This is a genomic window from Bradyrhizobium sp. AZCC 2230, from assembly GCF_036924495.1.
Classification (GTDB): Bacteria; Pseudomonadota; Alphaproteobacteria; order Rhizobiales; family Xanthobacteraceae; genus Bradyrhizobium; species Bradyrhizobium rifense.
In genome coordinates this window covers 3,562,538-3,584,343 of sequence record NZ_JAZHRS010000001.1, presented here as the reverse complement: position 1 = coordinate 3,584,343, position 21,806 = coordinate 3,562,538, and the positions used below count along the sequence as shown (strand labels likewise).

The 21,806-nt window shown below is 63.4% G+C and carries 25 protein-coding genes; 12 read left to right on the top strand and 13 right to left on the bottom strand.

The genetic code is table 11. The features are described 5' to 3' along the window. Window positions 1-470: 470 nt before the first annotated feature. Complete coding sequence (locus V1280_RS17275) at window positions 471-713, bottom strand: hypothetical protein (protein ID WP_334526250.1); 243 nt, start codon at window positions 711-713, stop codon at window positions 471-473. Window positions 714-998: 285 nt separating this feature from the next. Between V1280_RS17275 and V1280_RS17270 the strand changes: the two genes are divergently transcribed. From V1280_RS17270 to V1280_RS17260, 3 genes are read left to right on the top strand one after another with little or no spacing between them, the layout of a single operon-like run. Further along, window positions 999-1,286: a hypothetical protein gene (locus tag V1280_RS17270; protein ID WP_334526247.1), complete on the top strand. Its 288-nt coding sequence runs from the start codon at window positions 999-1,001 to the stop codon at window positions 1,284-1,286. Window positions 1,287-1,308: 22 nt separating this feature from the next. Beyond that, a complete protein-coding gene (locus V1280_RS17265; protein ID WP_334526244.1) occupies window positions 1,309-1,716 on the top strand; it encodes a CidA/LrgA family protein in 408 nt (135 codons plus the stop codon). A gap of 20 nt (window positions 1,717-1,736) precedes the next feature. After that, window positions 1,737-2,456, top strand: a complete 720-nt coding sequence (locus V1280_RS17260) for an LrgB family protein (RefSeq protein ID WP_334526242.1) — start codon at window positions 1,737-1,739, stop codon at window positions 2,454-2,456. 622 nt (window positions 2,457-3,078) lie between these two features. Here V1280_RS17260 and V1280_RS17255 read toward each other — a convergent pair. From V1280_RS17255 to V1280_RS17235, 5 genes are all read right to left on the bottom strand, one after another. After that, complete coding sequence (locus tag V1280_RS17255) at window positions 3,079-3,411, bottom strand: cytochrome c (RefSeq protein WP_334526240.1); 333 nt, start codon at window positions 3,409-3,411, stop codon at window positions 3,079-3,081. A gap of 10 nt (window positions 3,412-3,421) precedes the next feature. After that, window positions 3,422-4,663: a molybdopterin-dependent oxidoreductase gene (locus tag V1280_RS17250; RefSeq protein ID WP_334526237.1), complete on the bottom strand. Its 1,242-nt coding sequence runs from the start codon at window positions 4,661-4,663 to the stop codon at window positions 3,422-3,424. 46 nt (window positions 4,664-4,709) lie between these two features. Continuing rightward, complete coding sequence (locus tag V1280_RS17245; protein ID WP_334526234.1) at window positions 4,710-4,940, bottom strand: hypothetical protein; 231 nt, start codon at window positions 4,938-4,940, stop codon at window positions 4,710-4,712. A gap of 234 nt (window positions 4,941-5,174) precedes the next feature. Then, on the bottom strand, window positions 5,175-6,065 hold the full coding sequence (locus V1280_RS17240) for a LysR family transcriptional regulator (RefSeq protein WP_334526231.1): 891 nt from the start codon (window positions 6,063-6,065) through the stop codon (window positions 5,175-5,177). A 2-nt stretch (window positions 6,066-6,067) separates the two neighbouring features. Next, window positions 6,068-7,036: a YeiH family protein gene (locus V1280_RS17235; RefSeq protein ID WP_334538342.1), complete on the bottom strand. Its 969-nt coding sequence runs from the start codon at window positions 7,034-7,036 to the stop codon at window positions 6,068-6,070. Window positions 7,037-7,410: 374 nt separating this feature from the next. Between V1280_RS17235 and V1280_RS17230 the strand changes: the two genes are divergently transcribed. The 8 genes from V1280_RS17230 (at window position 7,411) to V1280_RS17200 (ending at window position 13,704) form a co-directional block, all read left to right on the top strand. Beyond that, window positions 7,411-7,944 (top strand): DUF305 domain-containing protein, encoded by a 534-nt coding sequence (locus tag V1280_RS17230; protein WP_334526228.1) that lies wholly within the window; start codon window positions 7,411-7,413, stop codon window positions 7,942-7,944. Between the two features lie 9 nt (window positions 7,945-7,953). Next, complete coding sequence (locus V1280_RS17225) at window positions 7,954-9,408, top strand: YncE family protein (RefSeq protein WP_334526225.1); 1,455 nt, start codon at window positions 7,954-7,956, stop codon at window positions 9,406-9,408. Between the two features lie 39 nt (window positions 9,409-9,447). Beyond that, a complete protein-coding gene (locus V1280_RS17220; protein ID WP_334526222.1) occupies window positions 9,448-9,972 on the top strand; it encodes a sigma-70 family RNA polymerase sigma factor in 525 nt (174 codons plus the stop codon). Continuing rightward, the gene (locus V1280_RS17215) at window positions 9,969-10,742 is read left to right on the top strand and encodes an anti-sigma factor family protein (protein WP_334526219.1); all 774 of its coding nucleotides are present in this window, start codon (window positions 9,969-9,971) and stop codon (window positions 10,740-10,742) included. Before V1280_RS17220 ends, V1280_RS17215 begins: the two co-directional genes overlap by 4 nt. Before the next feature lie 123 nt (window positions 10,743-10,865). Continuing rightward, window positions 10,866-11,159: a hypothetical protein gene (locus V1280_RS46810; protein ID WP_442895137.1), complete on the top strand. Its 294-nt coding sequence runs from the start codon at window positions 10,866-10,868 to the stop codon at window positions 11,157-11,159. A 300-nt stretch (window positions 11,160-11,459) separates the two neighbouring features. Next, window positions 11,460-11,678 carry a hypothetical protein gene (locus V1280_RS17210; RefSeq protein ID WP_334526217.1) on the top strand — a complete coding sequence of 73 codons (219 nt, stop codon included), beginning with the start codon at window positions 11,460-11,462 and terminating at the stop codon, window positions 11,676-11,678. A gap of 233 nt (window positions 11,679-11,911) precedes the next feature. Beyond that, window positions 11,912-12,922, top strand: coding sequence for a bile acid:sodium symporter family protein (locus V1280_RS17205; protein WP_334526214.1), 1,011 nt, complete (start codon window positions 11,912-11,914; stop codon window positions 12,920-12,922). A 200-nt stretch (window positions 12,923-13,122) separates the two neighbouring features. Further along, window positions 13,123-13,704, top strand: coding sequence for an NADPH-dependent FMN reductase (locus V1280_RS17200; protein ID WP_334526211.1), 582 nt, complete (start codon window positions 13,123-13,125; stop codon window positions 13,702-13,704). A gap of 455 nt (window positions 13,705-14,159) precedes the next feature. Here V1280_RS17200 and fdxA read toward each other — a convergent pair whose 3' ends face one another. The 7 genes from fdxA to V1280_RS17165 form a co-directional block, all read right to left on the bottom strand. Then, the gene (gene fdxA / locus V1280_RS17195) at window positions 14,160-14,504 is read right to left on the bottom strand and encodes a ferredoxin (protein ID WP_334526208.1); all 345 of its coding nucleotides are present in this window, start codon (window positions 14,502-14,504) and stop codon (window positions 14,160-14,162) included. A 15-nt stretch (window positions 14,505-14,519) separates the two neighbouring features. After that, on the bottom strand, window positions 14,520-15,296 hold the full coding sequence (locus V1280_RS17190) for an enoyl-CoA hydratase-related protein (RefSeq protein WP_334526205.1): 777 nt from the start codon (window positions 15,294-15,296) through the stop codon (window positions 14,520-14,522). Further along, the gene (locus tag V1280_RS17185; RefSeq protein WP_334526202.1) at window positions 15,293-16,477 is read right to left on the bottom strand and encodes a CaiB/BaiF CoA transferase family protein; all 1,185 of its coding nucleotides are present in this window, start codon (window positions 16,475-16,477) and stop codon (window positions 15,293-15,295) included. The genes V1280_RS17190 and V1280_RS17185 overlap by 4 nt, the downstream gene beginning before the upstream one ends. Before the next feature lie 22 nt (window positions 16,478-16,499). Next, window positions 16,500-17,852: an FAD-dependent oxidoreductase gene (locus V1280_RS17180; protein ID WP_334526199.1), complete on the bottom strand. Its 1,353-nt coding sequence runs from the start codon at window positions 17,850-17,852 to the stop codon at window positions 16,500-16,502. 107 nt (window positions 17,853-17,959) lie between these two features. Beyond that, window positions 17,960-18,808 (bottom strand): ABC transporter permease, encoded by an 849-nt coding sequence (locus V1280_RS17175; protein WP_442895136.1) that lies wholly within the window; start codon window positions 18,806-18,808, stop codon window positions 17,960-17,962. Continuing rightward, window positions 18,808-19,620: an ABC transporter ATP-binding protein gene (locus tag V1280_RS17170; protein WP_334526196.1), complete on the bottom strand. Its 813-nt coding sequence runs from the start codon at window positions 19,618-19,620 to the stop codon at window positions 18,808-18,810. Before V1280_RS17170 ends, V1280_RS17175 begins: the two co-directional genes overlap by 1 nt. 5 nt (window positions 19,621-19,625) lie before the next feature. Further along, window positions 19,626-20,660 (bottom strand): ABC transporter substrate-binding protein, encoded by a 1,035-nt coding sequence (locus tag V1280_RS17165; protein WP_334526193.1) that lies wholly within the window; start codon window positions 20,658-20,660, stop codon window positions 19,626-19,628. A gap of 211 nt (window positions 20,661-20,871) precedes the next feature. On the opposite strand from V1280_RS17165, the gene V1280_RS17160 reads away from it, so the two are divergent. After that, the gene (locus V1280_RS17160) at window positions 20,872-21,795 is read left to right on the top strand and encodes a LysR family transcriptional regulator (protein ID WP_334526190.1); all 924 of its coding nucleotides are present in this window, start codon (window positions 20,872-20,874) and stop codon (window positions 21,793-21,795) included. Window positions 21,796-21,806 lie beyond the last annotated feature (11 nt).

Here is a 21,806-nt window from a genome sequence, read left to right as displayed (position 1 = left end):
CGTTTGCGAAGGTGCTACATGCGACGAATTCCATTCGTACTTGTTTGCATGGCGGTCTCGGGGTGGGCGGCGCCGGGCTATGCGGTGCCGGTCGTCCCCCCTGATCCGCCGATGAGTGCCGCGAGGATCGCTGACCTTCCGCCCGGAATCAGGAGTGTCGTGTTGTCCAGATGCGGCGCCGGCGCCGAGGCCGGACACTACTTCGCGACATACGACGACAACTCAAACGTCGTTCGGCTCGACTACTCGCTCTTGCAGTGCCCGAATGCATCTGAACATTGCGCGGGCTCCAGCTGTGTGCAGACGTTCGTCCGCCACGCCGGCCGGTATGTACCGTCCAGGTCCATCCGCAATCACGTCCCGCGACCGCGACACGAGTGAGCCAGGATTGCTGCGGGACCTTCGAACAGCAAACAGGGTGCGCCGCAGGTTGCGGCAGCACCCCGTATGACGCTTCGCGAGGCCTGCGCTCAGCAATATCTCGGCCCGATACGGACGTTGCGGCCGGCGAACACGGGAGCGGCGCCGCCGGCGCGCTCGAGGCCCATCCTGCCTGCAGGCGTCAGGGCGCCGCCGTTCAGGACGTCCCGGTTCGGATACATCGATGCGTACGTCGCAGGCTCCTGGTCCGCGAACGACCACGCCGCAAATGCGGATGGGATTGACGCCGTCGAGATCAGCGCCGCAGCCATCAGTGCCTTGAACGCAGTCATCATTATTCTCCATTGTCTCACTCGTGCGGAGAATTCACGGCTCGCGATCACTGCTGCTCACCTAGTGGCGTTTCCCGAACTGAATATTGTTGATGTGTCTGATGTAGGCATTTCCGTCCGCGACCGTGCATCGTCGCGGGAAGACGAAATGCGGTTGGGGCCGGTGAACGCGCCGATGCCGAATCTGTATTCTTTGTCACGATCGCTCTCGTCATCGTGCTCGGCGCCGGACGTGTCTGTCGCCTACTTCGAGTTCAGGTCACCTCGACGCCCGGAGTATGAATCATGAGGCTGTTGTCCCTGCTTTGCTTCGCACTTTGTCTCGTCCTCTCCGCCACCACGGCATTCGCTCGCGGCGGCATGGGATCGATGGGATCGCACACGTCGATGGGTGGCGCGCTCGGCACGAGCGCTGCTACGCCGGGAACGAATTCGCTTGGCACCGCGCTGCCGTCGTCCGGTGCCGTCGGTCATGCCATGAAAGGCCCGATGCTCGGTACGAACCCTGCCATCGACCAGGAAGATGCGCGGGTTGAAAAGATGCTGGAAGGATCGATCTGCCGCGGATGTTGAACCGTGCATGTCGCCAGGCCAAATGATGATACCCGCTTTTCTTGTTCTTCTGGCGTGTGAGCTTGGCGGCAACGCGCTGCGCCAAATGCTTGGGCTTCCCGTACCGGGACCGGTGATCGGCATGGCAATTCTGGCGGCCGGACTGGCCATCAGAAAAGCAGGGCCATCCCCGAGGTCGTCGATCGCCGGCAGCCTGGAACTCACCGCCGAAGCCCTGATCCGTCACATGGGGCTGCTGTTCGTGCCGGCGGGTGTCGGCCTGATCGCGGAGATCGGCGTGTTGCGGTCGGAATGGTTGCCGATTGCCGCCGGCCTGATCGGATCGACGTTGCTGAGCCTCGCCGTGACTGGCCTCGTGATGCACTGGAGCATTCGCCGCCGCGCCTCGCGGCGACCGCCAGACACCGTGCACGGTCTGGAGCGGGGTTGATCCAGGTCGGACCGCCGCCAATGATTGTAATTGATCATCTCTGGAATTCGCTTGGCACGACGCCGTTGCTCTGGCTCGTCGTAACGTTGGCCGCCTACACGGCCGGCAACGCGCTGCAGCGGGCTTGCGGGGGGACGACGTTCGCGAGTCCCGTGCTCATAGCCATCACCATCGTGGCTGCGATCCTCGTCGGGACCCGGACCGACTACAGGGACTATTTTGCGGCGACCCAGTTCATCAATTTCCTGCTTGGGCCGGCAACCGTCGCCCTGGCCATTCCTCTGGCGCGAAGCACTCGCCTCGTGAAGGAGAATCTTGCGGGCATCGGGCTTGCGCTGTTGGCGGGCTCCGTAACGTCGACGATCAGCGGCATCGGCCTGGTGTGGCTATTCGGTGGTTCACGCACTGTTGCGCTGTCGATGGCGCCGAAGGCCGCGACCACTCCCATTGCTGCCGCGGTGTCCAGCCAGATCGGCGGCATTCCGGCCCTGACGGCCGCGCTCGCGATCGTTGGCGGCATCATGGCGGCCGTTGTTGGTCGGACGATGCTGACCAGGTTGAATGTCGACGACTGGCGGGCCCATGGCCTCGCTGCCGGAGTAGCGGGCAGCGGCATCGCGGCTGCACAGGTGGCTGCGCGTAACGAGCTCGGAGCCGCATTCGCCGCGCTTGGCATCGGACTCAACGGTGTCCTGGTTGGAATTGTCGTGCCGCTCATGGTGCATCTCTGGAAGTGGTGAATCGTTTGGTCGCGCCCGCCCCGCGGAGCGGTGCCGGCAGCATGATACGCCGTGCGACTGCCCGGATTGGGATGACGAACGGCACGTCCTACCCCCAGAAAGTGAGCAATTGGAGAAGACTTCGATGCGTTCTCTCTTGACTGTTGGTTTTCTGATGTCGCTGACCGCCTGCGCAAGCGCGGCTCCTATCCATGGTACGCACGCACGGCATCGCGCCGTGGCTCATCATGGGCCGGTCGTGTCGCTGGGTGACTTCGTCATGCCAAGGGGAGCCTATGCAGGCCCTCGGCCGCCGATCTCCTATAACGATACGCCCAGCTATGACGATCCGTCCAAGTTCGGTGGACAATCGCTCGGGATGGACCCGTAGAGCCCTGGCCGTTCGCGGGCCGTGCCGCGCGCGACGCTGAAGATGATTTGGAGCGATTCAATGCGCTGTTTGTTGGTGTTTGGTCTCGTGCTGGCTTCGTGTGCGACTGCGTCTGCGGCAACGCGCGATCCATTGCACCGGTCTGCACGTCTGCACGTGCAGAGACATCGGCCGTTCGCCGTCCCCGGGTGGAGCAATGAAGACACTGAGCTGGCTGGACAACGCCAGTTCGTCCTGGTCACAGGCCTGACGTTAGTTCGTTCCCTTCGTGCTGGCCAGATAGTCGACGATCGCGGGCACATCGCCCTCGTCGATGGGCGCCTTGTAAGCGTTGATCATCTTGTGGACCTCGGAGTCCCACGCGGACCTGGAGAGAGCAGGTTGGTTCAGTATCATATCCGCGGAGTGACAGGCCAGACAGTTGTTGTTGATGGCGTCCGCGCTGGATCCGCCCGGAAATAGCGCATCACCCGGCGGAAGCTCCACTGTCGTCGATGTGATCGCCGGAGCGGGCTTAACCTGGGCGGTGGCGGGCGTGAGAAGGGCAGCGAATGAGGCGCCCAGAGCAATGATGGCGTGTCGCATGAAATTGCTCCTAAATGGCGGTGACATGGGCCGTCTCGACGGCATTGAGCATGAAGCCGCTGTTATTCCAGTTCGGCGTTGCGGGCTGGACGTCGCCGCTCAGGCTCGTGCAGCGGACCATGAGTGAATGATGGCCCTTCGCCAATTGGGGAATGTTCACCTGCCAGCGGCGAAAGCTGTACTTGCCGTGATCCTCGCCCAGTGTTGCGGGTTGCCAGGTCTGACCGTCATCCATCGAAAGCTCGACCTTGGCGACGCCCGTGTCGCCTCCGAAGGCAATCCCGCGGATCGCCGCGCTGGCACCAGCCGGAAGCGACGCACCTTCCGTAACATTGGTGAAGAAGGACCGCGGCACCATCCGGCTGATGGGAATCATCTTCACGCCGGTCTGGCCAGGCGTGATGTTGGCGTGCGGCGTATCCGGGATGGTGTACGCTGTCGCCATCCAGTAATTGTCGTCCGCGCGATCGAGGACCTCGATGTCGCTGAGCATCTTGACCCAATAGGTCGAGTACCAACCCGGCACGATCAGGCGCAGCGGAAAGCCGTTCAGCAGCGGCATCTGTTCGCCGTTCATCGCGAAGGCGATCATGACCTCGCCATCGCGAGCATGATCGATGTCGAGTGACTTGCGGAAATCGGGTGCTTCGGGCACCACGGGCTCGTCCAGTCCGCTGCAGCGGACCTGGATCGCGCCGGACTTGATGCCGGCACGGTCCAGCACATCCTTGAGTCGCACCCCCGCCCATTGCGCATTGCCCATCGCGCCATGCGCCCACTGCGCGCCTGAGACGCGAGGTGAAAAGAAGCCCCGTGAATTGCCCGAGCACTGATTGACGGCGGCGAGCTCCACCCGAGGCATCTTGAGCAGATCGCCGACGGACAAAGACAGCACCTGGTTGACGTGGCCGCGCACGGCGAGCCTGAAGGCGTCCGCATCCACCGACGTCGGGATCACGGCCCAGTGCCAGCGCACATAGAACTGGTCGTTCGGCGTGAACACGCCGCGATCGAACACTTCCATCGGGGTTTCCAGCAGCGGCGGCCGGGTACGCTGCAGGATCATGGGCCCCTTCTGCGGGAAGTCATGCGTCACCGGCCGCTGCCGCGGACCGCTGGCAATCGGCAATTCGACCGATTGATCGGCCCAGGCCGATGAGGTCGCGAGCGCCATGCCCGCGACTCCGATAGTGCCGAGCACGGCCCGACGGGTGAGGGCTTGAAAGCGGGCATTGTTGCGATGTTGCTGCATCGAGAGCTCCTGTCGAGATGACGCATGCGCTTTTGTGCAGGTTCGCTCATCCTAGGATCATGTCCGCGAAGGGATCTACGACCTGCTGCTGCGGTGGCGCCTGATGGGTGGACGGCAGATGCCGGTCGCTAAGGCGGGACCGCTCTTGCGAGTAGATGGTACCCCTGTTGCCCGAAGAATGCATCAGGCTGCCGGCATGCGCGAGCGGCGCGCCGAGCATCGAGGCGGCGGTGGCCAGCACGGCAATCGCGAGGGAAACGCGGTGCGAAGCAATCATTGTGAATCTCCATCTCTATGTTCTGGCAGGCGAAGTGTTCGATGTGCCTGCCGCTTCCTAAAGACGTAGGCCGCCGTGCGGCAGCAATCCAACGAGATGATTGGATCGTTCTGATCGCCGGCCACGATCGAATGCGGAACGCTGCCACGCGCTGCCGACGCCCGCGGCATTGCTGGCGAGGCATCAGTTCAATCGTTGCAATGGTAGAGGTGCCGCCTGCGGGCGCAGGTCGTTCTACGCGGCAGGGCCGGCTGCGATGCTGGACATCAACGCGGCTTCGGCCTTGCTCACATGTCGCTCCTTGTGGCGCAAAGCGTAGAACGAACGCTTCGCCATTTCGCCTTCGAGCTGGAACAGCCGCTTTGCCGCGATCGCGTTTTCGACCACGAGATCCGAGATGGCCGCGGCGCAGCGGCCGGTCTCGATCGCCGTTCGAATTGCCTCGTTCGACGCGAGCTCGAGCTGTACCTTGAGATCGGAAAGGCGTACTCCGCGCTTCTTGAGGGCCCGTTCGAACATCGCACGCGTTCCGGAACCCGGCTCGCGAAGGATCCAAGGCGTCGCGGCGATCCAGTCCTGGGGCAGCTTTCTCTGGTTCGCCAAAGGATGCTGTGAGCCCACGACGGCGACCAGCGCATCGCCGTCGACGCGGCGGGCCGATAGTGCGGCGTCGTCGATATCTCCTTCGATGAAGCCGAGATCCGCCATGCCTTCGCGAACGTCGGTTGCGACATGTTCGGTGTTGGCGATTTTAACGTCGAGTTCGATGCCGGGATAGATCGCCTGGAAAGCCAATAGCCTTGCGGGCAGCCAATAGCTGCCGACCGTCTGGCTGGCGGCGATCACAAGCCTTCCGGCCTTGAGCCCAGCGAAGTCCCGCAGAACTTGTTCCGCCGCGTGGGCGCGCGCCAGCACGCCACGGGCTTCTCCGAGAAACGACCGGCCCATATGCGTGAGCACGATGCCGCGACCGACCCGATCGAACAGCTTGACGCCATAACGGCCTTCGAGCGCGGCGATCGCCGCGCTCGTGGCCGATTGTGTCAGATTCAGTTCGCGGGCCGCTTGCGTCACGTGCTGCTTGTCGGCGACCGCGGCGAATATCCGGAGCTGTTCGAGCGTCATGGTCACCCCATGAATTTGATGAGAGCGAGGCTGAAAGTTGCAATGAACAGGAAGGCAAGTGCGCCCAATATAGCCGGACGCAGGCCCTGCGCGTAGAGTTTCGAGATATCGGTCTCGAGGCCCATGGCAGCGAGTGCGATCGTGAGCAGAAAGGTGGACAGGGTGATCGTGGCGTCCCTCGCCCCCGCCGGAATGGTCACGGCACTGTTGATGGCAGTCACCGCAACGAAGCCGATTGCGAACCAGGGCAGGGGCGCCTTGGCCGGCTTGCCGGGCGCACCTCGGCTCGCAAGCCGGGGCCCGACACTCAGGGCCAGTACCACGGGCGCAAGCAACATCACTCGGGCAAGCTTGGTCACCGTGGCCATTTCGCCGGCGCGCTGGCTGTTCTGGAAAGAAGCAGCGGCCACCTGCGCAATCTCATGGATGGATGCTCCGCTCCAGAGGCCATAGGCCCGGCTGTCCAGATGCAGAAGATGCGGCAGCACAGGATAGACGAACATCGCGATCGATCCGAAGATCGTGACGCAGGCAATCGCGTAAGCGACGTCCTCGTCGGACGCACCAGTTACGCTGTTGGTCGCGACAACGGCCGAAGCGCCGCAGATCGAGGTGCCCGCGGCGATCAGTTCGGTGAGCTTTCGGTCGACGCCCAAGGCGCGGCCGGTTGCGAGGGTAAAAGCGAAGGTGGCAACGAGCGTGCCGACGACGATCAAGAGTCCCCTTGCACCCACGGCTGCAAGCTGGGTCAGCGTGATCTGAAAGCCGAGGAGAACGATCGCGGCCCGAAGCAGACGGCGCATGCTGAAAGCAATTCCCGGGGCGGCGAAGGACGGCGTGCCGACCAGATTGCGCATGGATATCCCGATTGCGATGGCGAGGATCATGGGGCTGAAGGTGGCAATCCCTGGAACGCTGTGAAGCAATTTGGCGACGAGAGCGATAGCTCCTGCCAGCGCCACCCCGGGGATGACGACGCGGGCTGGCTTCACCCGCGATACGATCGCCTCGCGGATGACGGATCTGAGTGGAGAAGTGCGGAAGTCGATGGCAGAGGTCATTGGCGTTACTCCGGGTTACGCCAAAACTGGTCTGCGGCGATAAATTTATCCAACAGATTGATATTTAGATTATGATCGATAAAATCGATTAGTCATCGCTGGTGCGCATTCCCTGGTCAGGACGCTAACGCGTCTGTGATCGGGCCGAAGATCGTACCTTAGTCATTGCTGCCGCTGGCTTTTTGGAAGGCCGTCTGCCTGCGGCCGAAGAACCTTTGCGGCCGTTTGGAATAGAACGCGTGCCGCTCCGTCAAACTCCCATGCGATCAACATGGGAGTTCAGGATGCACCAGAAGTCGCGCAGATTCATTGCGACACTCGCAAGCAGGTGTCGTTTCCGAAGACCAGGGCTCGCCGCGATCCTGTTGGGTGGGCGAGTCCTGATTGCTTGCGCGATCCCGCCGCTCGCGTTCGCGCATGAAGCCCATCCGGCCGATCCTCCGGCGGGGCTGACCGCCGAGGAATCCGCGTTCCTGAAAGAGAACGACGCGGCGATGACCAAGATGATGAACGACATGGCGGCGAAGCCCAGCGGCGATATCGATCGCGACTTCGTTGCCATGATGAACCCGCATCATCAGGGCGCCATCGACATGGCCGTAATCGAGTTGCGCTACGGCAAGAACGAGCAGCTTCGACGGATCGCGCAGGAAATCATCGTCGATCAGATGCAGGAGATCGCCGCGATGAAGCTCGCCATCGGCGAGCCGGCGACCGACACGACGCCCGCGCCGACGCAGCCGCAAGCTCTCCCTGCCGCGCACGATCACCATCATCCGGGCATGCAGATGGACATGTCCTCCGGAATGAAACACTAGGAGCGAAACATGAAAACGTGGAAAACCTTCTTCCTGGCGGCAACGATGCTCGCAACCGGGTCCGCTGCGTGGGCCGGGCAAGCGCCCGGCGCGCTGTCCTCGCCCGATATCCCGATCAGCCATCATGACCGCATTTATGCGGCCGAGCAGTTCTCGAACACGGTCTCGGTGACGGATCCCGTCGACAACAAGCTGCTCGGCGTGATCCGGCTGGGCGACCCGCAGCCGCTCAATTTCAGCCCGCTCTACAAGGGGCAGGTGCTCGTCCACGGCATGGGCTATTCACCCGATCACCATACGCTCGCGGTAGTCTCTATCGGGTCGAATTCGGTGACGTTCATCGACACTGCGACCAACGCCGTCAAGCATGTGACGTATGTCGGCCGTTCGCCACATGAAGCATTCTATACGCCGGATGGCAAGGAGGTGTGGGTCACGGTGCGCGGCGAGAACTACATCTCCGTGATCGATGCCAAGAGCTATGAAGAGAAGACGCGCATCACGACTCCGAGCGGCCCGGGCATGCAGATCTTCTCGCCCGACGGCAAGTATGGCTACATCTGCTCGTCCTTCAATCCCGAAACCGATGTCGTCACGGTTGCCGATCACAAGATCGTCGCCAAAGTGAAGCAGGATAGCCCGTTCTGCCCGAACATCGCCGCGACGCCCGACGGCAAGCAGGTCTGGTTCACGCTCAAGGACGTCGGCAAGACGCAGGTGTTCGACGCACGTCCTCCGTTCAGCCTCATCAAGACGATCGACACCGGTCCGATCACGAACCATGTCAACTTCGCACAAACCGCCAAGGGATCGTTCGCCTATGTCACGATCGGCGGTTTGAACGAAGTCAAGGTGTTCCGCACCGACGACTTCTCGCAGGTCGCGACCATACCGGTCGGCAATTTGCCGCACGGCGTCTGGCCGTCGGGCGACGGATCGCGTGTCTATGTCGGCCTTGAGAACGCCGATGAGCTGGCGGCGATCGATACCGCGACCAACAAGGTGATTGCCAACATTCCGATCGGTCAGGCACCTCAGGCGATCGCCTATGTCCCCAACGCCGCGCCCAATCCCGACGACCGGGAGAACCTGCAGCCGCTCGGTGTCGCCGGCCAGGTTGCCCATCTCGCCCTGGCGCCCGAGCAGCCGACCGGCGATGGCAAGGCGCCGACCAGCGTGTCGCTGTTCGACCAGGGCCTGATCCAGATCCTCCAGGCTTCGGTGACGGGTCTCCAGCCCAAGCAGAAATATGTGCTGGCGCTGTCCGAGCATGAGGATGGCAGCGGCCCGTTGCAGCCGCTCGCAGCGTTCATGACGAACCCGGCAGGATCGGCTATCGTCAACGCCGCTGGCCCGATCCGGCAGATCGTCGATCAGGGGGCAAAGGCCGACAGGCGATACCTCGTGATTGCGTCCGGCGAACCGGCCATGCCCGGCGAGGCGATCCAGATTGAGACCCGTTGACGTTCGCTGAAGCGAGAAGGAACGCAGGCGGAGGGCGAGATGAAGGATATGTTGGTTCAGGTCGAGCCGCTGATCCCCGCCCTCCGCCGCTATGCGCGCGCCCTCGTGCGCAACCGCGCGAACGCGGACGATCTTGTGCAGGACTGCCTGGAGCGCGCTGTCAGCCGCTGGCATCAGAGGCGGGACGGGAGCGTGCGCGCCTGGCTCTTCACGATCCTGCACAACCTCGCGACGGATCAATTCCGTCAGGCGTCGTCGCGCGGCAGGCATGTGCCGATCGAGGAAGCGGGTGAGGGCGAGTTTCGCGGGGCTGCCGCGCAGGAGCATCGGCTCATGTATCAAGACGTACTGGACAAGCTTGCGAAACTGCCGGGGGAGCAGCGGGCCGTACTGCTGCTGGTTGCAGTCGAGGATCTCTCGTATGCGGAGGCTGCGAAGGTATTGAACGTCCCGATTGGCACCGTGATGTCGCGCCTGTCGCGGGCCCGCGAGAGGTTGCAGCAGGAGCTCGACGGCGTCGCCGGTGCGCCAGGGAATGTGGTGACAATGCGGAGGCTGCCATGAACAACCGGCCGATCACGGAAGACGACCTCCATGCCTATGTGGATGATGTGCTCGAGCCGGAGCGTCGAGCGGAAGTCGGCTCCTACCTTGCCGATCATCCGGACGTCGCCAAACGTGTCGCTGGCTTTGCTGATCAGCGCGAGTTGCTGCGCGCGGCGCTAGCGCCAATCGCCGGCGAGCCGTTGCCACCCGAGCTGAACCTCTCGCGCATGTTCGAAGGCCAGAGGCGTCGTTCTCCGCGGGCCTGGTGGGCGATCGCGGCGATGCTGCTGCTGAGCGTGGGCGGGTTTGGCGGCTGGGTCATGCGCGGCTCGTTGGAGGTGCCAACTGGCGGCCTCGCCGCACTCGCGCAGGAGGCAGCCTATTCCTACAATGTCTACGCACCGGATCGGATCCGCCCCGTCGAGATGCGAGCATCCGACACCACGCAGCTCGTCCAATGGATATCGAGTCGGCTCAACCGGCCTGTCAAGGTGCCGGATCTGGCGGGGTCAGGCTACCGTCTGATGGGTGGGCGCCTGGTCGCGACCCAGCACGGACCGGCCGCAATGTTCATGTATGACGACGACCACGGCGGCCGGGTTGTCGTGCTGACGCGGCCGATGAGCAGCGCCGACCAGAACGCACCAATGACAGCACAGGCAAACGGCGGCGCCACCGGGTTTGCCTGGGCGGACGACGGCATTGGCTATAGTCTTGTGGGCCCGGCGCCGACGAACTCGCTGAAGGCGATTGCGAATGAGGTTCGCAGGCAGGCGCGCGCCATCTGAATTGGCGGCCTCACGTGTGGCGGACCGCCTCCCCATGCGCTCACCCTTATTGAACAAGAATTTAGGATGTCGAGCCCTGTAGAACGGGCGTTGCTCCCTATCTTTCACAAGAGAGGACCGATCATGATGACAACCAAATTTGTGACTGCCGCCTTCGTAACTGTAGGGCTCGCGATTGCGCCCTTTGCTGCGGAAGGGAAGAGCTACACGTATTTGAGGCACGATGTGTCGACAATGCAATCTGCTGCCTATGGGACGTCCGGACTGTCGACATCGCCATCCGGGACCTATGGGACATCCGGAACGTCTCTCGGAACTGTCACCGCACCCTCGGTGGGGTCGTACAACTGGCCTTCGGTAGGCGTGACAAACGCAGTGCCCACTTGGCGCAACACCAATCCTTCTGTTGGCAGGTAGCGAGCCGCGGCCACGTCTCGAAGCTCCTTGCGGAGGCATGCGCCCCGTCGACGAGCGCGGATCGGTGTTGAGCGATGGTCTGGCCGAGACGCGACGCCTCGCATGGCGTGTGGTGTCATCGCCGCGAGCTGAGTCCCCACGCCAGTTCGGCCGCCGTGCCAGCGAATGAATTCGTATTTAATCGAAATCTGAGCGCGGACTCATACTTCCACTCTATCGACAACGTTGCGCGCGGTTCCAAACCACGTTGTGCGGTCCGTGATTGATTTGTCGAGTGACCGCAGCCCAGGAGTTCTGGCAATGTGCTCTTTTCATCAATTCAGCGCCTTCGCGGCATCGCGCGGCGAAGGTCTTCACCCGAAATTGCGCGCGCTGCTCGAACGGGCGGCCGCATCGCCGTTTTCGGAGGTCTCGCTGCGTCATGATGGTCTGGTTCAGGCTGGGCCGGATCTGGAGTCGGAAATCGCATCGTCGCGCGCCAAGGTCGTTCTGCTCTCGCGACTGCCGGCCGATCAGTAAGCGCGCCTAAATGAAGTTTCAGTGATGAAGGGTTGAACGCTCCCTACTTCTAGATCATTCGTACAATGTAAGGAGACGACCATGAACGCCACCACATCGGCATCCGCGCTCGCGACCAACCACGACGAATGGATCAGTTGTTCTCACTGGGGCATGTTTCCGCTGCCCCGAAAGGCGCGCTGATTTGGCGACCGCGCCGATTCAAAGCCCGTCTCAGTGAACAGATCACCAGCATGTCCCGCCCCAGGTTCCTGCCTGAGAACTTCACCCTGGCATTGATCGCGACCGTCGTCGCGGCAAGCGAGCTGCCATGCCGCGGTACGGCGGCGCTGGTGGTGGATCACCTCACCGACCTCGCCATTGCCTTGCTGTTCTTCCTGCATGGGGCAAAGCTGTCGCGCGAAGCCGTGATCGCGGCCGCAAGCCACTGCCGGCTGCATGCCGTGGTGCTGCTGACGACATTCGTGCTGTTTCCGCTGTTCGGCCTGGCCTTCAGGCCGATTCTGTCTCCGCTTGCGACGCCGACGCTCTACGCCGGCATCCTGTTCCTCTGCACCCTGCCGTCCACGGTGCAATCCTCGATCGCGTTCACCGCCATCGCCAGGGGTAACGTTCCTGCGGCGATTTGCAGTGCCTCGGCCTCAAGCATCATCGGCATCTTCGTGACGCCGCTCGTGGCAGGTCTCGTGCTCTCAAATCACGGCGGAGCTGCCTCAGGCTGGGACGCTATCGGGCAGATCACGCTGCAGTTGTTCGTGCCGTTTGTCGGCGGACAACTGCTCCAGCCGTTCATCGGCGGATGGATTGGACGTCATGACGGCATTGTCGGCGCGGTCGACCAGGGATCAATCCTGCTCATTGTCTATTCCGCCTTCAGCGCGGCCGTCAGCGAGGGCTTGTGGCATCAGGTTCCGCCAGCTGCGCTCGCGGGGCTGGTCGTTGCCGACGGCATCCTTCTTTGCGCCGCCCTGATCACGACCGGATTTCTCGGCAAATGGCTGGGCTTCAATCGTGCCGATCGGTTGGCCATTATCTTCTGTGGCTCGAAGAAGAGCCTGTCCCAGGGAGTTACCATGGCCAAGGTGATCTTTGCTTCCCACGGGGCGGGTGCCGTGATCCTCCCGCTGATGGTCTTCCATCAGATTCAACTGATGGTCTGCGCGGCGCTGGCCCAGCGATGGGGTCGTCGTGCAGAGCTCTCTGCGCCCGCTTCGGCCGGCGCCAGTTCCGTTGTGATGCGCTGACGAGAGCCGTCCTAGCGGTTTTCACCTGCCCATGAAAGGGATAAGGCGGATCGGCGTCTTTGGGCTCCGGGGCGAATTCGGGCAAATTGAAAAGGAGGCCGCCAACCTGCGCCTTATCTCTTGAGGCGGTGGTCACAATCGAAGATTCCGGCAAGGACGATTGCTGATGTGGCCGATCAGTGCAGCGCGATGGAGATCATATGACGTCTGCGGTCCAGACCCGCCTTGTTGGGCTACCCGGTAGTCTCCGCAAGGGGTCTTTTTCGCGCGCAACCCTCGCCAGTTTGCGCGATAGTCTTCCAGGCAGGACGAGCCTCGAGATCTTGAGTCCGGAGCTGCCACTCTACAATGAGGATGAGGATGGAAATCATGCTCCGGTCGAAGTACGGCAGTTTCGGAATGCCGTGGCGTACAGTGCCGGCTTGATCATCGTCACACCGGAATACAATCACGGTATGCCGGGCGTCCTGAAAAATGCGCTGGACTGGGCGTCCCGCCCATATGGGAAGTCCGTCCTAATCGACAAGCCAGTCCTGGTGATATCGGTGTCCCCAGCCTTCACCGGTGGTGTTCGAGCCCACGCGCAGGTCAACGAGACGCTACTTTCGATCCCCGCCCGCCTCGTTGGCGGAGCGCAGGTCGTTATCGGGAACGTCTCGGAAAAGGTGTCGGAGGGGGTGATGGATCAATCGTTTCTCAGCTTTGCAATGCAGTCCGTAGATCGATTGATCGAGCTTTCACGGAGCGCCTCGGCATTGGCTGCGATCGGGGCGGCCAAGTGAATATCGGGCGGCGATGAGCCGCCAAGGGAATCTGGACGAACAGCAGATTGAAGCAGGAACTAATGCTTTGACGGCCCGTCGCTCGACGGCATTGTTGTCGATAACGGCCGTTGGCGGAGCAGGCTTTTGTCGGAGGCGAAGCCTATTTTCCGGCCGTAGCTCAACCGGTGGGTTTTGGTTCAACAAGGTCGAAAATACGTTATCTTTCAATGCGGATTGACTGACACTCTCTCCCCCACATTCGCTCGCAAGTTGGGCGAGGTAGACGAACAGCGCTAAGCGCATGATTGGATGAGATATCGTAGGCTTGGTTGGTGTGGGGAAGGGCGGTAGCGCTCCCCCGCTACCAACTAGAATGGTGCTTTCGCTCAAACCACGCGAACCGGTATCCACCTCGCTTGAAAAAGGTTCTAACCGGGCGTTCAGGTTTGCAGGTTATCGCTACAAGGCGGCGTTTACTTGCCGTGCGTCACCGTTGAATTCGGGCGCTCCATCACCAGTGGATGATCCAACTGGCTCGCATGCCGCTCATCGGCGCCGCCGGGCGCGCCCCAGCCGGTCACCGTCGGGCCGAAGAACTCGGCGTTGACGCGCGCAAAGTCGCGCTCGGTCTCGGGCAGTTCGTCCTTGGCGTAGATCGCATCGACCGGGCAGATCGAGAGGCACAGTCCGCAGTCGATGCATTCCTCGGGGTGGATGTACAGCATCCGCCCGCCCTCATAGATGCACTCCACCGGACAAACATCCCGGCACGCGCCGTCCTTGACGTCGATGCAGGCCGAGGCGATCACATAGGCCATGGGCCGCTCCTGTGTTTATTTCCCGCGCCATTGTGGCGCGCGCTTCTCCTGGAAGGCGCGCACGCCTTCGTCCTGATCCGATGATTTCAGCGCTTCGACGAGCGCCGGCAGCCGCAGCATTTGCGCTTCCGCGGCCGTCAGCCGCGCGCCCGCACGCACCATCTGCTTGATCGCGCGCACCGAAAGTGGCGCGCAGGCGAGAATATCGGTGACCCAGCGCGTCACGGCCTCATCGAGCTGGTCGGCTTCGACCACTTCGTTGGCGAGGCCGAAGCGCAGTGCGTCTGCGGCGTCGATGCGCCGCCCGGTGAGCAGCATGCCCATGGCGAGCACGTGCGGCATGCGGCGCGGTAGTTGCGCGATGCCGCCGTCGAGCGCGAGCCGTCCGACGCGCGGCTCCGGCAAGCCGAAGGTCGCGTTGGCCGCGGCGACGACGATGTCGCAGCCGAGCACCATCTCCAGGCCGCCGCCGAGTGCATGGCCGTTGACGCGCGCGATGACGGGAACATCGAGCGTCTCGCGCAGCGAAATGCCGCCGAAGCCGCCCGGACGCGGCGCGGCCCAGTACTCGAGGCCGCTGGAGCCGGAGCCACCCTTCATGTCGGCGCCGGTGCAAAACGCGCGCGGGCCTGTGCCGGTGAGAACGACGACGCGAACCTCGCGGTCGTGTTCGATCGCCTCCCAGATACGGATCAGCTCCGCTTCGGTGGCCTGGTCGACCGCGTTGAGGCGCTCCGGCCGGTCGAGCGTGACGCGGGCGACATGGTCCTGGACCGTGAACTGCACGCTCATGTGACGATCCCCGCATCCTTGAGCGCCGCAATGCGCTCGGTCGAATAACCCGCTTCCGCGAGGACCGCCGCGCCGTCGGCGCCCAGTGCCGGCGGGGGACGGCGCACCTGGAATGCGCCTGGCGCCATGCTGATCGGCGTGCCGATCAGCAACTTGCCGGAGTCGTCGCGAGCGACCACCGTTCCGTTCACCTTAGTCTGTTCATGGCCGAGCGCTTCGGCGAGCGTCAGCACCGGCGCGCACAACAGGTCCTGCTCCTCGAGGCGGGCAATCCAATGCGCGGTCGTGTTCGAGGCGAAGCGTTCGCGGAACATTCTCTGCAGGTCGGCCTTGTGTTCGACCTGGCCCTCGAACGTGGCGTAGCGCTGGTCCGCGGACAGATCCGGCAGGCCGAGCGCCTTGCTGATGTCCTGCAGGGGATTGGCCTTGAAGGCGCCGACCAACACGATCGCGCCGTCGGTGGTCTCGAATGCGCCGGTCAGTGGATAGGACCCCCAGCTGAAGTGCCGGCCGCGCTGCAGCCACATCGCGGCTTCCTGCATCTGCATCGCCAGCATCGATTCGAACAGCGAGACCGCCACCTGCTGGCCGCGCCCGGTCTTCTCCCGCTGCAGCAGCGCAAGCAGGATCCCCTGCACCAAATGCATGCCGGAGGAGTAATCGCACAGCGACGTCGCATAAATGGTCAACGGCTCGTCGTCGTTGCATTTGCGCCGCATCACGCCGGACAGCGCCTGCGCCAGGATGTCCTGGCCGCCCTTGTGGGCAAACGGTCCGGTCTGGCCGAAGCCGGATCCGACCGCGCAAATGATTTTCGGGTTGATCCTGGACAGCTCCTCGTAGCCGAAGCCCATGCGCTCCATCACGCCGGCGCGAAAATTGTTCACGACCACGTCGGCATTGCGCACCAGATCGTAGATGATCGCCTTGCCGTCGGGCTTGCGCAGGTCGAGCGCGATCGAGCGCTTGTTGCGGTTGAGACTCTGGAACACCGGGTTGTCGAGACCGTCCGGATCGTCGGGAATCGACGTGCGCGAGAGATCGCCGGCGCCGGGCCGTTCGATCTTGATGACGTCGGCGCCGTAGTCGGCGAGCACCTGCGTCGCGCTCGGGCCCAGCATCACCTGGGTGAAGTCGATGACGCGCACGCCCGACAGCGGCTGCGGGGACGTAGAAGACATGAGAAGGATTCCTTAATTAGGCTTATTCGGCGGCGATGGTGACGAGCGCGTTGGCGGCGGGCCGGTCGCCGGGATCGGCTCCCTGCGCGCGCAACTTGGCCTGTAGTGTTGCGATGTTGACGTGGTCGACCGTGACATTGGCGTCGACCGCGAGCGCAGCCGCAACGCCGGCCGCTTCGCCCATCGCCATGCAGGGCGGTATCTCGCGCGAGGTGCGCTGCGCCGACGAGGTCGCGGAATAGTGCCGGCCGGCGACCAGCAATTGGCCCACGTCGCGCGGCAGCATCGAGCGGTAGGGATAGTAGTAGTCGCGGCCGCGCGCGACGCTGTCGGCGAAATGCCGTCGCTGCGCCACGTCTTCCTTGCTCATGACATAGACGCCCTCGAGCAGACGGGTCTGGCGAACGCCTATCTGCGGCGCCACGTCGACCACGAATGAATTTTCGAAGCCGGGCAGCTTCTCGCGCACGAAGGCGACGAGAGCGGCGATGCGTTCGCGGCCCTGGAAATCGGCGCGGGTGAGGTCCTCGACGCGAGTGCCGTCGAGACCAGTCATATGCGGGCAGTTGCACCACACGATGCCGGGCAGCGGGGTTTTGAGCCACCACTTGTCCCACGAGCCGCCCATGATCTTCTTGGCTTCGCGGTCGATGGCATGGAACGCCGCGGGCTCTTCGTATTCGAAGCGTTCTGCGGCATCGACGTCGACGCCGCCGAGGCGAAACACGGTGGTGACGATGTAGGAGCCCTGGATGAACGGCGCGCCGGCGGAGGCGGCGACGTCGAGATCGCCGCTGGCGTCGATGACGATCTTGCCCATGATCGCCTGGCGTCCACTCTTGGTCTCGCAGACGACGCCGGTGATGGCGCCGTCCTCGACGATCGCGCGGGAGAACCAGCTGTGCAGCCGCAGATCGACCTTGGCCTCGGCGATCATCGCGTTGGCGACGCGCTTGTATCCGTCCGGGTCGAAGGCGGCGGCGTAACAAATCGGCTGCGGCTTGATGTGCGAATGGAAGTCGAACACGCCCCAGCGCGACCATTTGCGCCAGAGGTCCGCGTCGGACCGGCGCTCGGATTCCGGCGGCACCACGCATAGGCCGATGCGTTCCATGCGCTCAATCATTTCGCTGCACAGGCCACGGACGCTGATCTCCTCGCCATTGCACATGTCGTCGAGCACCAGCACCATTCCGCCCGAAGCAAGGCCGCCGAGATAAGGGTAGCGCTCGACCAGCGTGACCGAGAGCCGGTTGCGCGCGCCGGCCACCGCCGCCGCGATTCCCGCGGGGCCGCCGCCGACGACCACGAGATCGGAACGGCGCACGACGGGAACCTGGCCCGAAGGCTCGGTGATGTAATCGGAATTGCTCATGATGAACTCCTCGGTCGAACAGCGTTTGTTGTTATTGACGCGTCACCGTGACGCGCGCCGTTATCCACCCCGGATCAAGCCCGGGGCATGCTTCACACGAAGACGTCTTAGCCGGTCTGCGACACGTTCCACTTCAGGAAGTAGCGTTCGAGCCAGGAAATCAGGCCGAAGAACGCTGCCGAAAACAGCGAACCGATCACGATGGTGGCGTAAAGCAGCGGCGAATTGAAATTGTAGGTGGCCTGGATGATCAACGCGCCGATTCCGGTCGTCGCTCCGATCCATTCGCCGACGATGGCGCCGATGACCGAGGTCGCGGAGGCGATCTTGAGGGCGGAGAACAAATACGGCAGCGAGCTCTTCAGGCGCAGCTTGAGGAAGATTTCGCTCGGCGATGCCGACAGGATGCGCATCAGTTCCATCTGCTGCGGACTGACGGCGCGCAAGCCGCGCGTCATATTGACGAGCGTCGGAAAGAAGCAGATCAGCGCAGCGATGGCGACCTTGGCCTCGAGGCCGTTGCCGAGCAGCAGCACGAGGATCGGCGCATAGGCCATCACCGGTATGGTGTGGAACATCACCGCGATGGGAAAGAAAGCCTCTTCGGCGGTGCGTTGATAAACGAAGATCGTGGCGAGCAGGATCGCCGCGCTGTTGCCGACCACGAAGCCGGCGATCGCCTCGATCATGGTCGGCAGCAGGTTGCTGAGCAGCATCCCGAGTTGATTATAGAGCGTGATCGCCACAGCGGTCGGCGCCGGCGCAATGAAAGGCCGGATCTGAAAGACGACGACAGAAAGCTGCCAAAGCACGAGCAGCAGGATCGCCGCGCCGAACGGCAGCAGGCGGCGGCGCCAGGCAGCCAGTCGCGCGGCCGCTGCGAAATCCGCCTGTGCGGCGGCGTCGGAAGCGAAGGCTTCACCGCTGTCCGGCGACGACAATGCTGGCACGGTCATCAGCAAGACTCCAGAACTGTTCGCAGGTTCGCGGCGAGCGCCACGAATTCCGGCGTATCGCGCATGGCGATATGACGCGGGCTGTGCAGCGGCACCGGCACGATCTCGCGCACGCGGCCCGGCCGCGCGGCCATCAGCATCACCTGCTGGCCGAGAAAGGCGGCTTCATAGATCGAATGGGTGACGAACAGAATGGTCGCGCCGGTGTTTTCCCAGACCCGCAGCAGTTCCTCGTTGAGGCGGTCGCGGGTGATTTCGTCCAGCGCGCCGAACGGCTCGTCCATCAGCAGCAGTTTCGGGTCGTTGATCAATGCGCGGGCGATCGCGACGCGCTGCCGCATCCCGCCGGACAATTCGTGCGGGTAGGCGTTTTCCCATCCCGCCAGTCCAACCATGGCGAGCAGTTCGTGCGCGTCACGGGCGCCGCGCCGTTTGCCGCCACCGCCGACTTCGAGCGGCAGCTGGACATTTTCGAGCGCGGTGCGCCAGGCCAGCAGTGAAGCGTCCTGGAACACGAAGCCGATGTCGCGCCGGGCCCGGGCCGCGAGCGCGGTGGTGCCGAGGACCTCGACCTCGCCGGCGCTCGACGGAATGAGATCGGAGACGACACGCAGCAGCGTCGACTTTCCGCAGCCCGACGGGCCGAGCAGCGTCAGGAATCCGCCGTGCGGGATCGTCAGGCTGACCCGCTCCAGGGCCGTTACCACGCCGCGTTCGGTGGTGAAGCGCACGGTTACGTCGCGAAGCCGGACGGCCGGGCTGTCGTTGATCACGGGCGCGCGCTGCAGCGCGGCTTGCGGCACGGCGCTCATGTGCTTCAACCAATCTTGGGACGGTCTTTTTCGGTCATCTCGAGGATTTTCGTGGTCACGACCTGCTCGAGCTTGGGCTTGCCGGCCGGGAACTGCTTGAGTTCGTCGTGCAGGTCGATCTGGTCCTGCCAGACCTTGGTGTCGAAGCTGCCCCAGGCGAAGGTCTTGGTGCGCTCGGTGAATTCCACGCTCATCATGATCTTCGCCGCATCCAGTTCGTCGGCGCGCACGAGATTGGGATATTCCTGGACCAGCAGGTCGACGGCCTTTTCCGGATTGGCGCTGGCGTAGGCCCAGCCGCGGCCGGTCGCCCGCAGGAAAGCGGCGAGCACCTCGGGCTTGGCCTTCAGGTAATCCGCCGTGGTGTAATAGGGCAGCGCATAGAGCTGTACGCCATGGTCCCACATCGACATGGTGATGACATCGGGACCCAAAACCTTCAACGCGGTGGTGTTGGTGCGCCAGCCGGTAATGGCGTCGACCTGACCGCTGAGCAGCGGCGTCATTTCGGCGCCGATGATCACCTTCTCCACCTTGTCCTCGGGGATCCCGTTTCGCCGCAGCAGCGCGGTCAGCAGGATCTGTCCGGTGGCCTGGACGCCGATCTTGCGACCGATCATGTCCTTCGGCGAGCGGATCGGCTGCCGCGGCAGCGAAAAGAACGCGTAGGGGTGTTGCTGTGCGCCTACCGCGAAGCAGATCACCGGAATGCCCTGGGAGGCCGCGAGCATCAGCGACGGACTCGACGAGACCTGGCCGATTTCGTAGCGGCCGGATGCGACGATCGCGACGCCGTCAATGTTCGGTCCGCCGGGCTGGATGGCGAATTTGATGTTCTCGTCCTGGTAATATCCGAGGCGTTTGGCAACGATCTCGCCGATCTGGTTGCCGCCGGTGATCCAGCCGAGCTGCATGTTGACGGGGTTGAGGTCTGCCGCGCGGCTGCGCGAACTGAAGACCGAGGGGAGCGCCGCACCGGCGGCGATGGCCGCCGCGCCCGTGAGCACGCTACGCCGCGTTCCGGTAAACGTCTTCGCCATGATCTCTGCTCCCTTTGCGGGCCGCCAAACGGCCCAAATACGACCAAAGATGACCCTCGAAGAAGAAAAAGAACGAGGGTCGACACGCAGCGCCGGCTGCGCCACCCAGGCGCCTCATGAGGCTAGTGGAGGCCAGGTCCTGTTGGGAAGTATAGAGTTTCGTGATAGGTGATGCCTTTTCGGCATCACCCCTTTTAAAGGCTGTTTCGCCATGCACGCGGTGGTCTTGCGTTACCTCGATCAGGTTGCCCGCGCCGGGTCGATCCGGCGTGCCGCCGAGCAGCTCAGTGTCGCGTCCTCGGCCGTCAATCGGCAGATTCTCAAGCTCGAGGCCGAAATCGGCGTGCCGATTTTCGAGCGTCGCGGCAATGGCGTGAGGCTGACGCCGGCCGGGGAGCAGTTGCTGCGCCACACCCGCAACACGCTTGCCGAATGGCGCCGCACCCGGCTCGAAATCGCGTCGATTTCCGGTGACATCCGCGGCGAGGTGCGGATCACCGCGATTCCGTCGCTCCTCGTCCATGTCGTGCCGCGGGCGATCGAGGCGATCGCCGCCCTCCACCCCAACATTTCATTCCGCGTCATCGACGCGGATCCCGCCGAGCATGCCGAGGAGATGCGGGCGGCGCGGCCGGATATCGCGCTGATCTTCATCGACAAGCGATATCGTCACTACGATATCGCCGCGCGCCTGCATTCCTCGCTCGGCGCCATCATGCGCGCCGACCATCCGCTCGCCGGCGCCAAACATGTGACGCTCACCGAATGCGCGGCGTTTCCGGTGGTCATGCTGAACGACGCCTGGCAGCTCGACGCCGCCTCGGAAGCCGAGTTCATCCATAGCGGCGCGCAGTTTGCGGCCCGGATCACCTCGAATTCGCTGCTGGTGATGAAGGCGACCATGAAAGCGGGGCTGGGTATCGGGTTTTTCACGCCGACTGGATTTGTCGACGAGATCGCGCGCGGTGACCTCGTTCATGTGCCGCTTGCGGATGCCGGGCTCGCGGCGAGCGAGATCGGTCTGTTCGTGCATCGGGTCCGCGGCGCCGCCCATCACATCAGCGTCGTGGCGGATCAGCTGCGGCGCGAATTCAATGTGCTCGAGGAGACTATCCGCTCGATCCCGCATCGCTAGAATGCGCTACA

Excerpts from the sequence above, each read along its gene's own strand:
- V1280_RS17275 (WP_334526250.1), bottom strand. The coding sequence starts at position 713 with ATGACTGCGTTCAAGGCACTGATGGCTGCGGCGCTGATCTCGACGGCG.
- V1280_RS17270 (WP_334526247.1), top strand. The coding sequence starts at position 999 with ATGAGGCTGTTGTCCCTGCTTTGCTTCGCACTTTGTCTCGTCCTCTCC.
- V1280_RS17265 (WP_334526244.1), top strand. The coding sequence starts at position 1,309 with ATGATGATACCCGCTTTTCTTGTTCTTCTGGCGTGTGAGCTTGGCGGC.
- V1280_RS17260 (WP_334526242.1), top strand. The coding sequence starts at position 1,737 with ATGATTGTAATTGATCATCTCTGGAATTCGCTTGGCACGACGCCGTTG.
- V1280_RS17255 (WP_334526240.1), bottom strand. The coding sequence starts at position 3,411 with ATGCGACACGCCATCATTGCTCTGGGCGCCTCATTCGCTGCCCTTCTC.
- V1280_RS17250 (WP_334526237.1), bottom strand. The coding sequence starts at position 4,663 with ATGCAGCAACATCGCAACAATGCCCGCTTTCAAGCCCTCACCCGTCGG.
- V1280_RS17245 (WP_334526234.1), bottom strand. The coding sequence starts at position 4,940 with ATGATTGCTTCGCACCGCGTTTCCCTCGCGATTGCCGTGCTGGCCACC.
- V1280_RS17240 (WP_334526231.1), bottom strand. The coding sequence starts at position 6,065 with ATGACGCTCGAACAGCTCCGGATATTCGCCGCGGTCGCCGACAAGCAG.
- V1280_RS17230 (WP_334526228.1), top strand. The coding sequence starts at position 7,411 with ATGCACCAGAAGTCGCGCAGATTCATTGCGACACTCGCAAGCAGGTGT.
- V1280_RS17225 (WP_334526225.1), top strand. The coding sequence starts at position 7,954 with ATGAAAACGTGGAAAACCTTCTTCCTGGCGGCAACGATGCTCGCAACC.
- V1280_RS17220 (WP_334526222.1), top strand. The coding sequence starts at position 9,448 with ATGAAGGATATGTTGGTTCAGGTCGAGCCGCTGATCCCCGCCCTCCGC.
- V1280_RS17215 (WP_334526219.1), top strand. The coding sequence starts at position 9,969 with ATGAACAACCGGCCGATCACGGAAGACGACCTCCATGCCTATGTGGAT.
- V1280_RS46810 (WP_442895137.1), top strand. The coding sequence starts at position 10,866 with ATGATGACAACCAAATTTGTGACTGCCGCCTTCGTAACTGTAGGGCTC.
- V1280_RS17210 (WP_334526217.1), top strand. The coding sequence starts at position 11,460 with ATGTGCTCTTTTCATCAATTCAGCGCCTTCGCGGCATCGCGCGGCGAA.
- V1280_RS17205 (WP_334526214.1), top strand. The coding sequence starts at position 11,912 with ATGTCCCGCCCCAGGTTCCTGCCTGAGAACTTCACCCTGGCATTGATC.
- V1280_RS17200 (WP_334526211.1), top strand. The coding sequence starts at position 13,123 with ATGACGTCTGCGGTCCAGACCCGCCTTGTTGGGCTACCCGGTAGTCTC.
- fdxA (WP_334526208.1), bottom strand. The coding sequence starts at position 14,504 with ATGGCCTATGTGATCGCCTCGGCCTGCATCGACGTCAAGGACGGCGCG.
- V1280_RS17190 (WP_334526205.1), bottom strand. The coding sequence starts at position 15,296 with ATGAGCGTGCAGTTCACGGTCCAGGACCATGTCGCCCGCGTCACGCTC.
- V1280_RS17185 (WP_334526202.1), bottom strand. The coding sequence starts at position 16,477 with ATGTCTTCTACGTCCCCGCAGCCGCTGTCGGGCGTGCGCGTCATCGAC.
- V1280_RS17180 (WP_334526199.1), bottom strand. The coding sequence starts at position 17,852 with ATGAGCAATTCCGATTACATCACCGAGCCTTCGGGCCAGGTTCCCGTC.
- V1280_RS17175 (WP_442895136.1), bottom strand. The coding sequence starts at position 18,808 with ATGACCGTGCCAGCATTGTCGTCGCCGGACAGCGGTGAAGCCTTCGCT.
- V1280_RS17170 (WP_334526196.1), bottom strand. The coding sequence starts at position 19,620 with ATGAGCGCCGTGCCGCAAGCCGCGCTGCAGCGCGCGCCCGTGATCAAC.
- V1280_RS17165 (WP_334526193.1), bottom strand. The coding sequence starts at position 20,660 with ATGGCGAAGACGTTTACCGGAACGCGGCGTAGCGTGCTCACGGGCGCG.
- V1280_RS17160 (WP_334526190.1), top strand. The coding sequence starts at position 20,872 with ATGCACGCGGTGGTCTTGCGTTACCTCGATCAGGTTGCCCGCGCCGGG.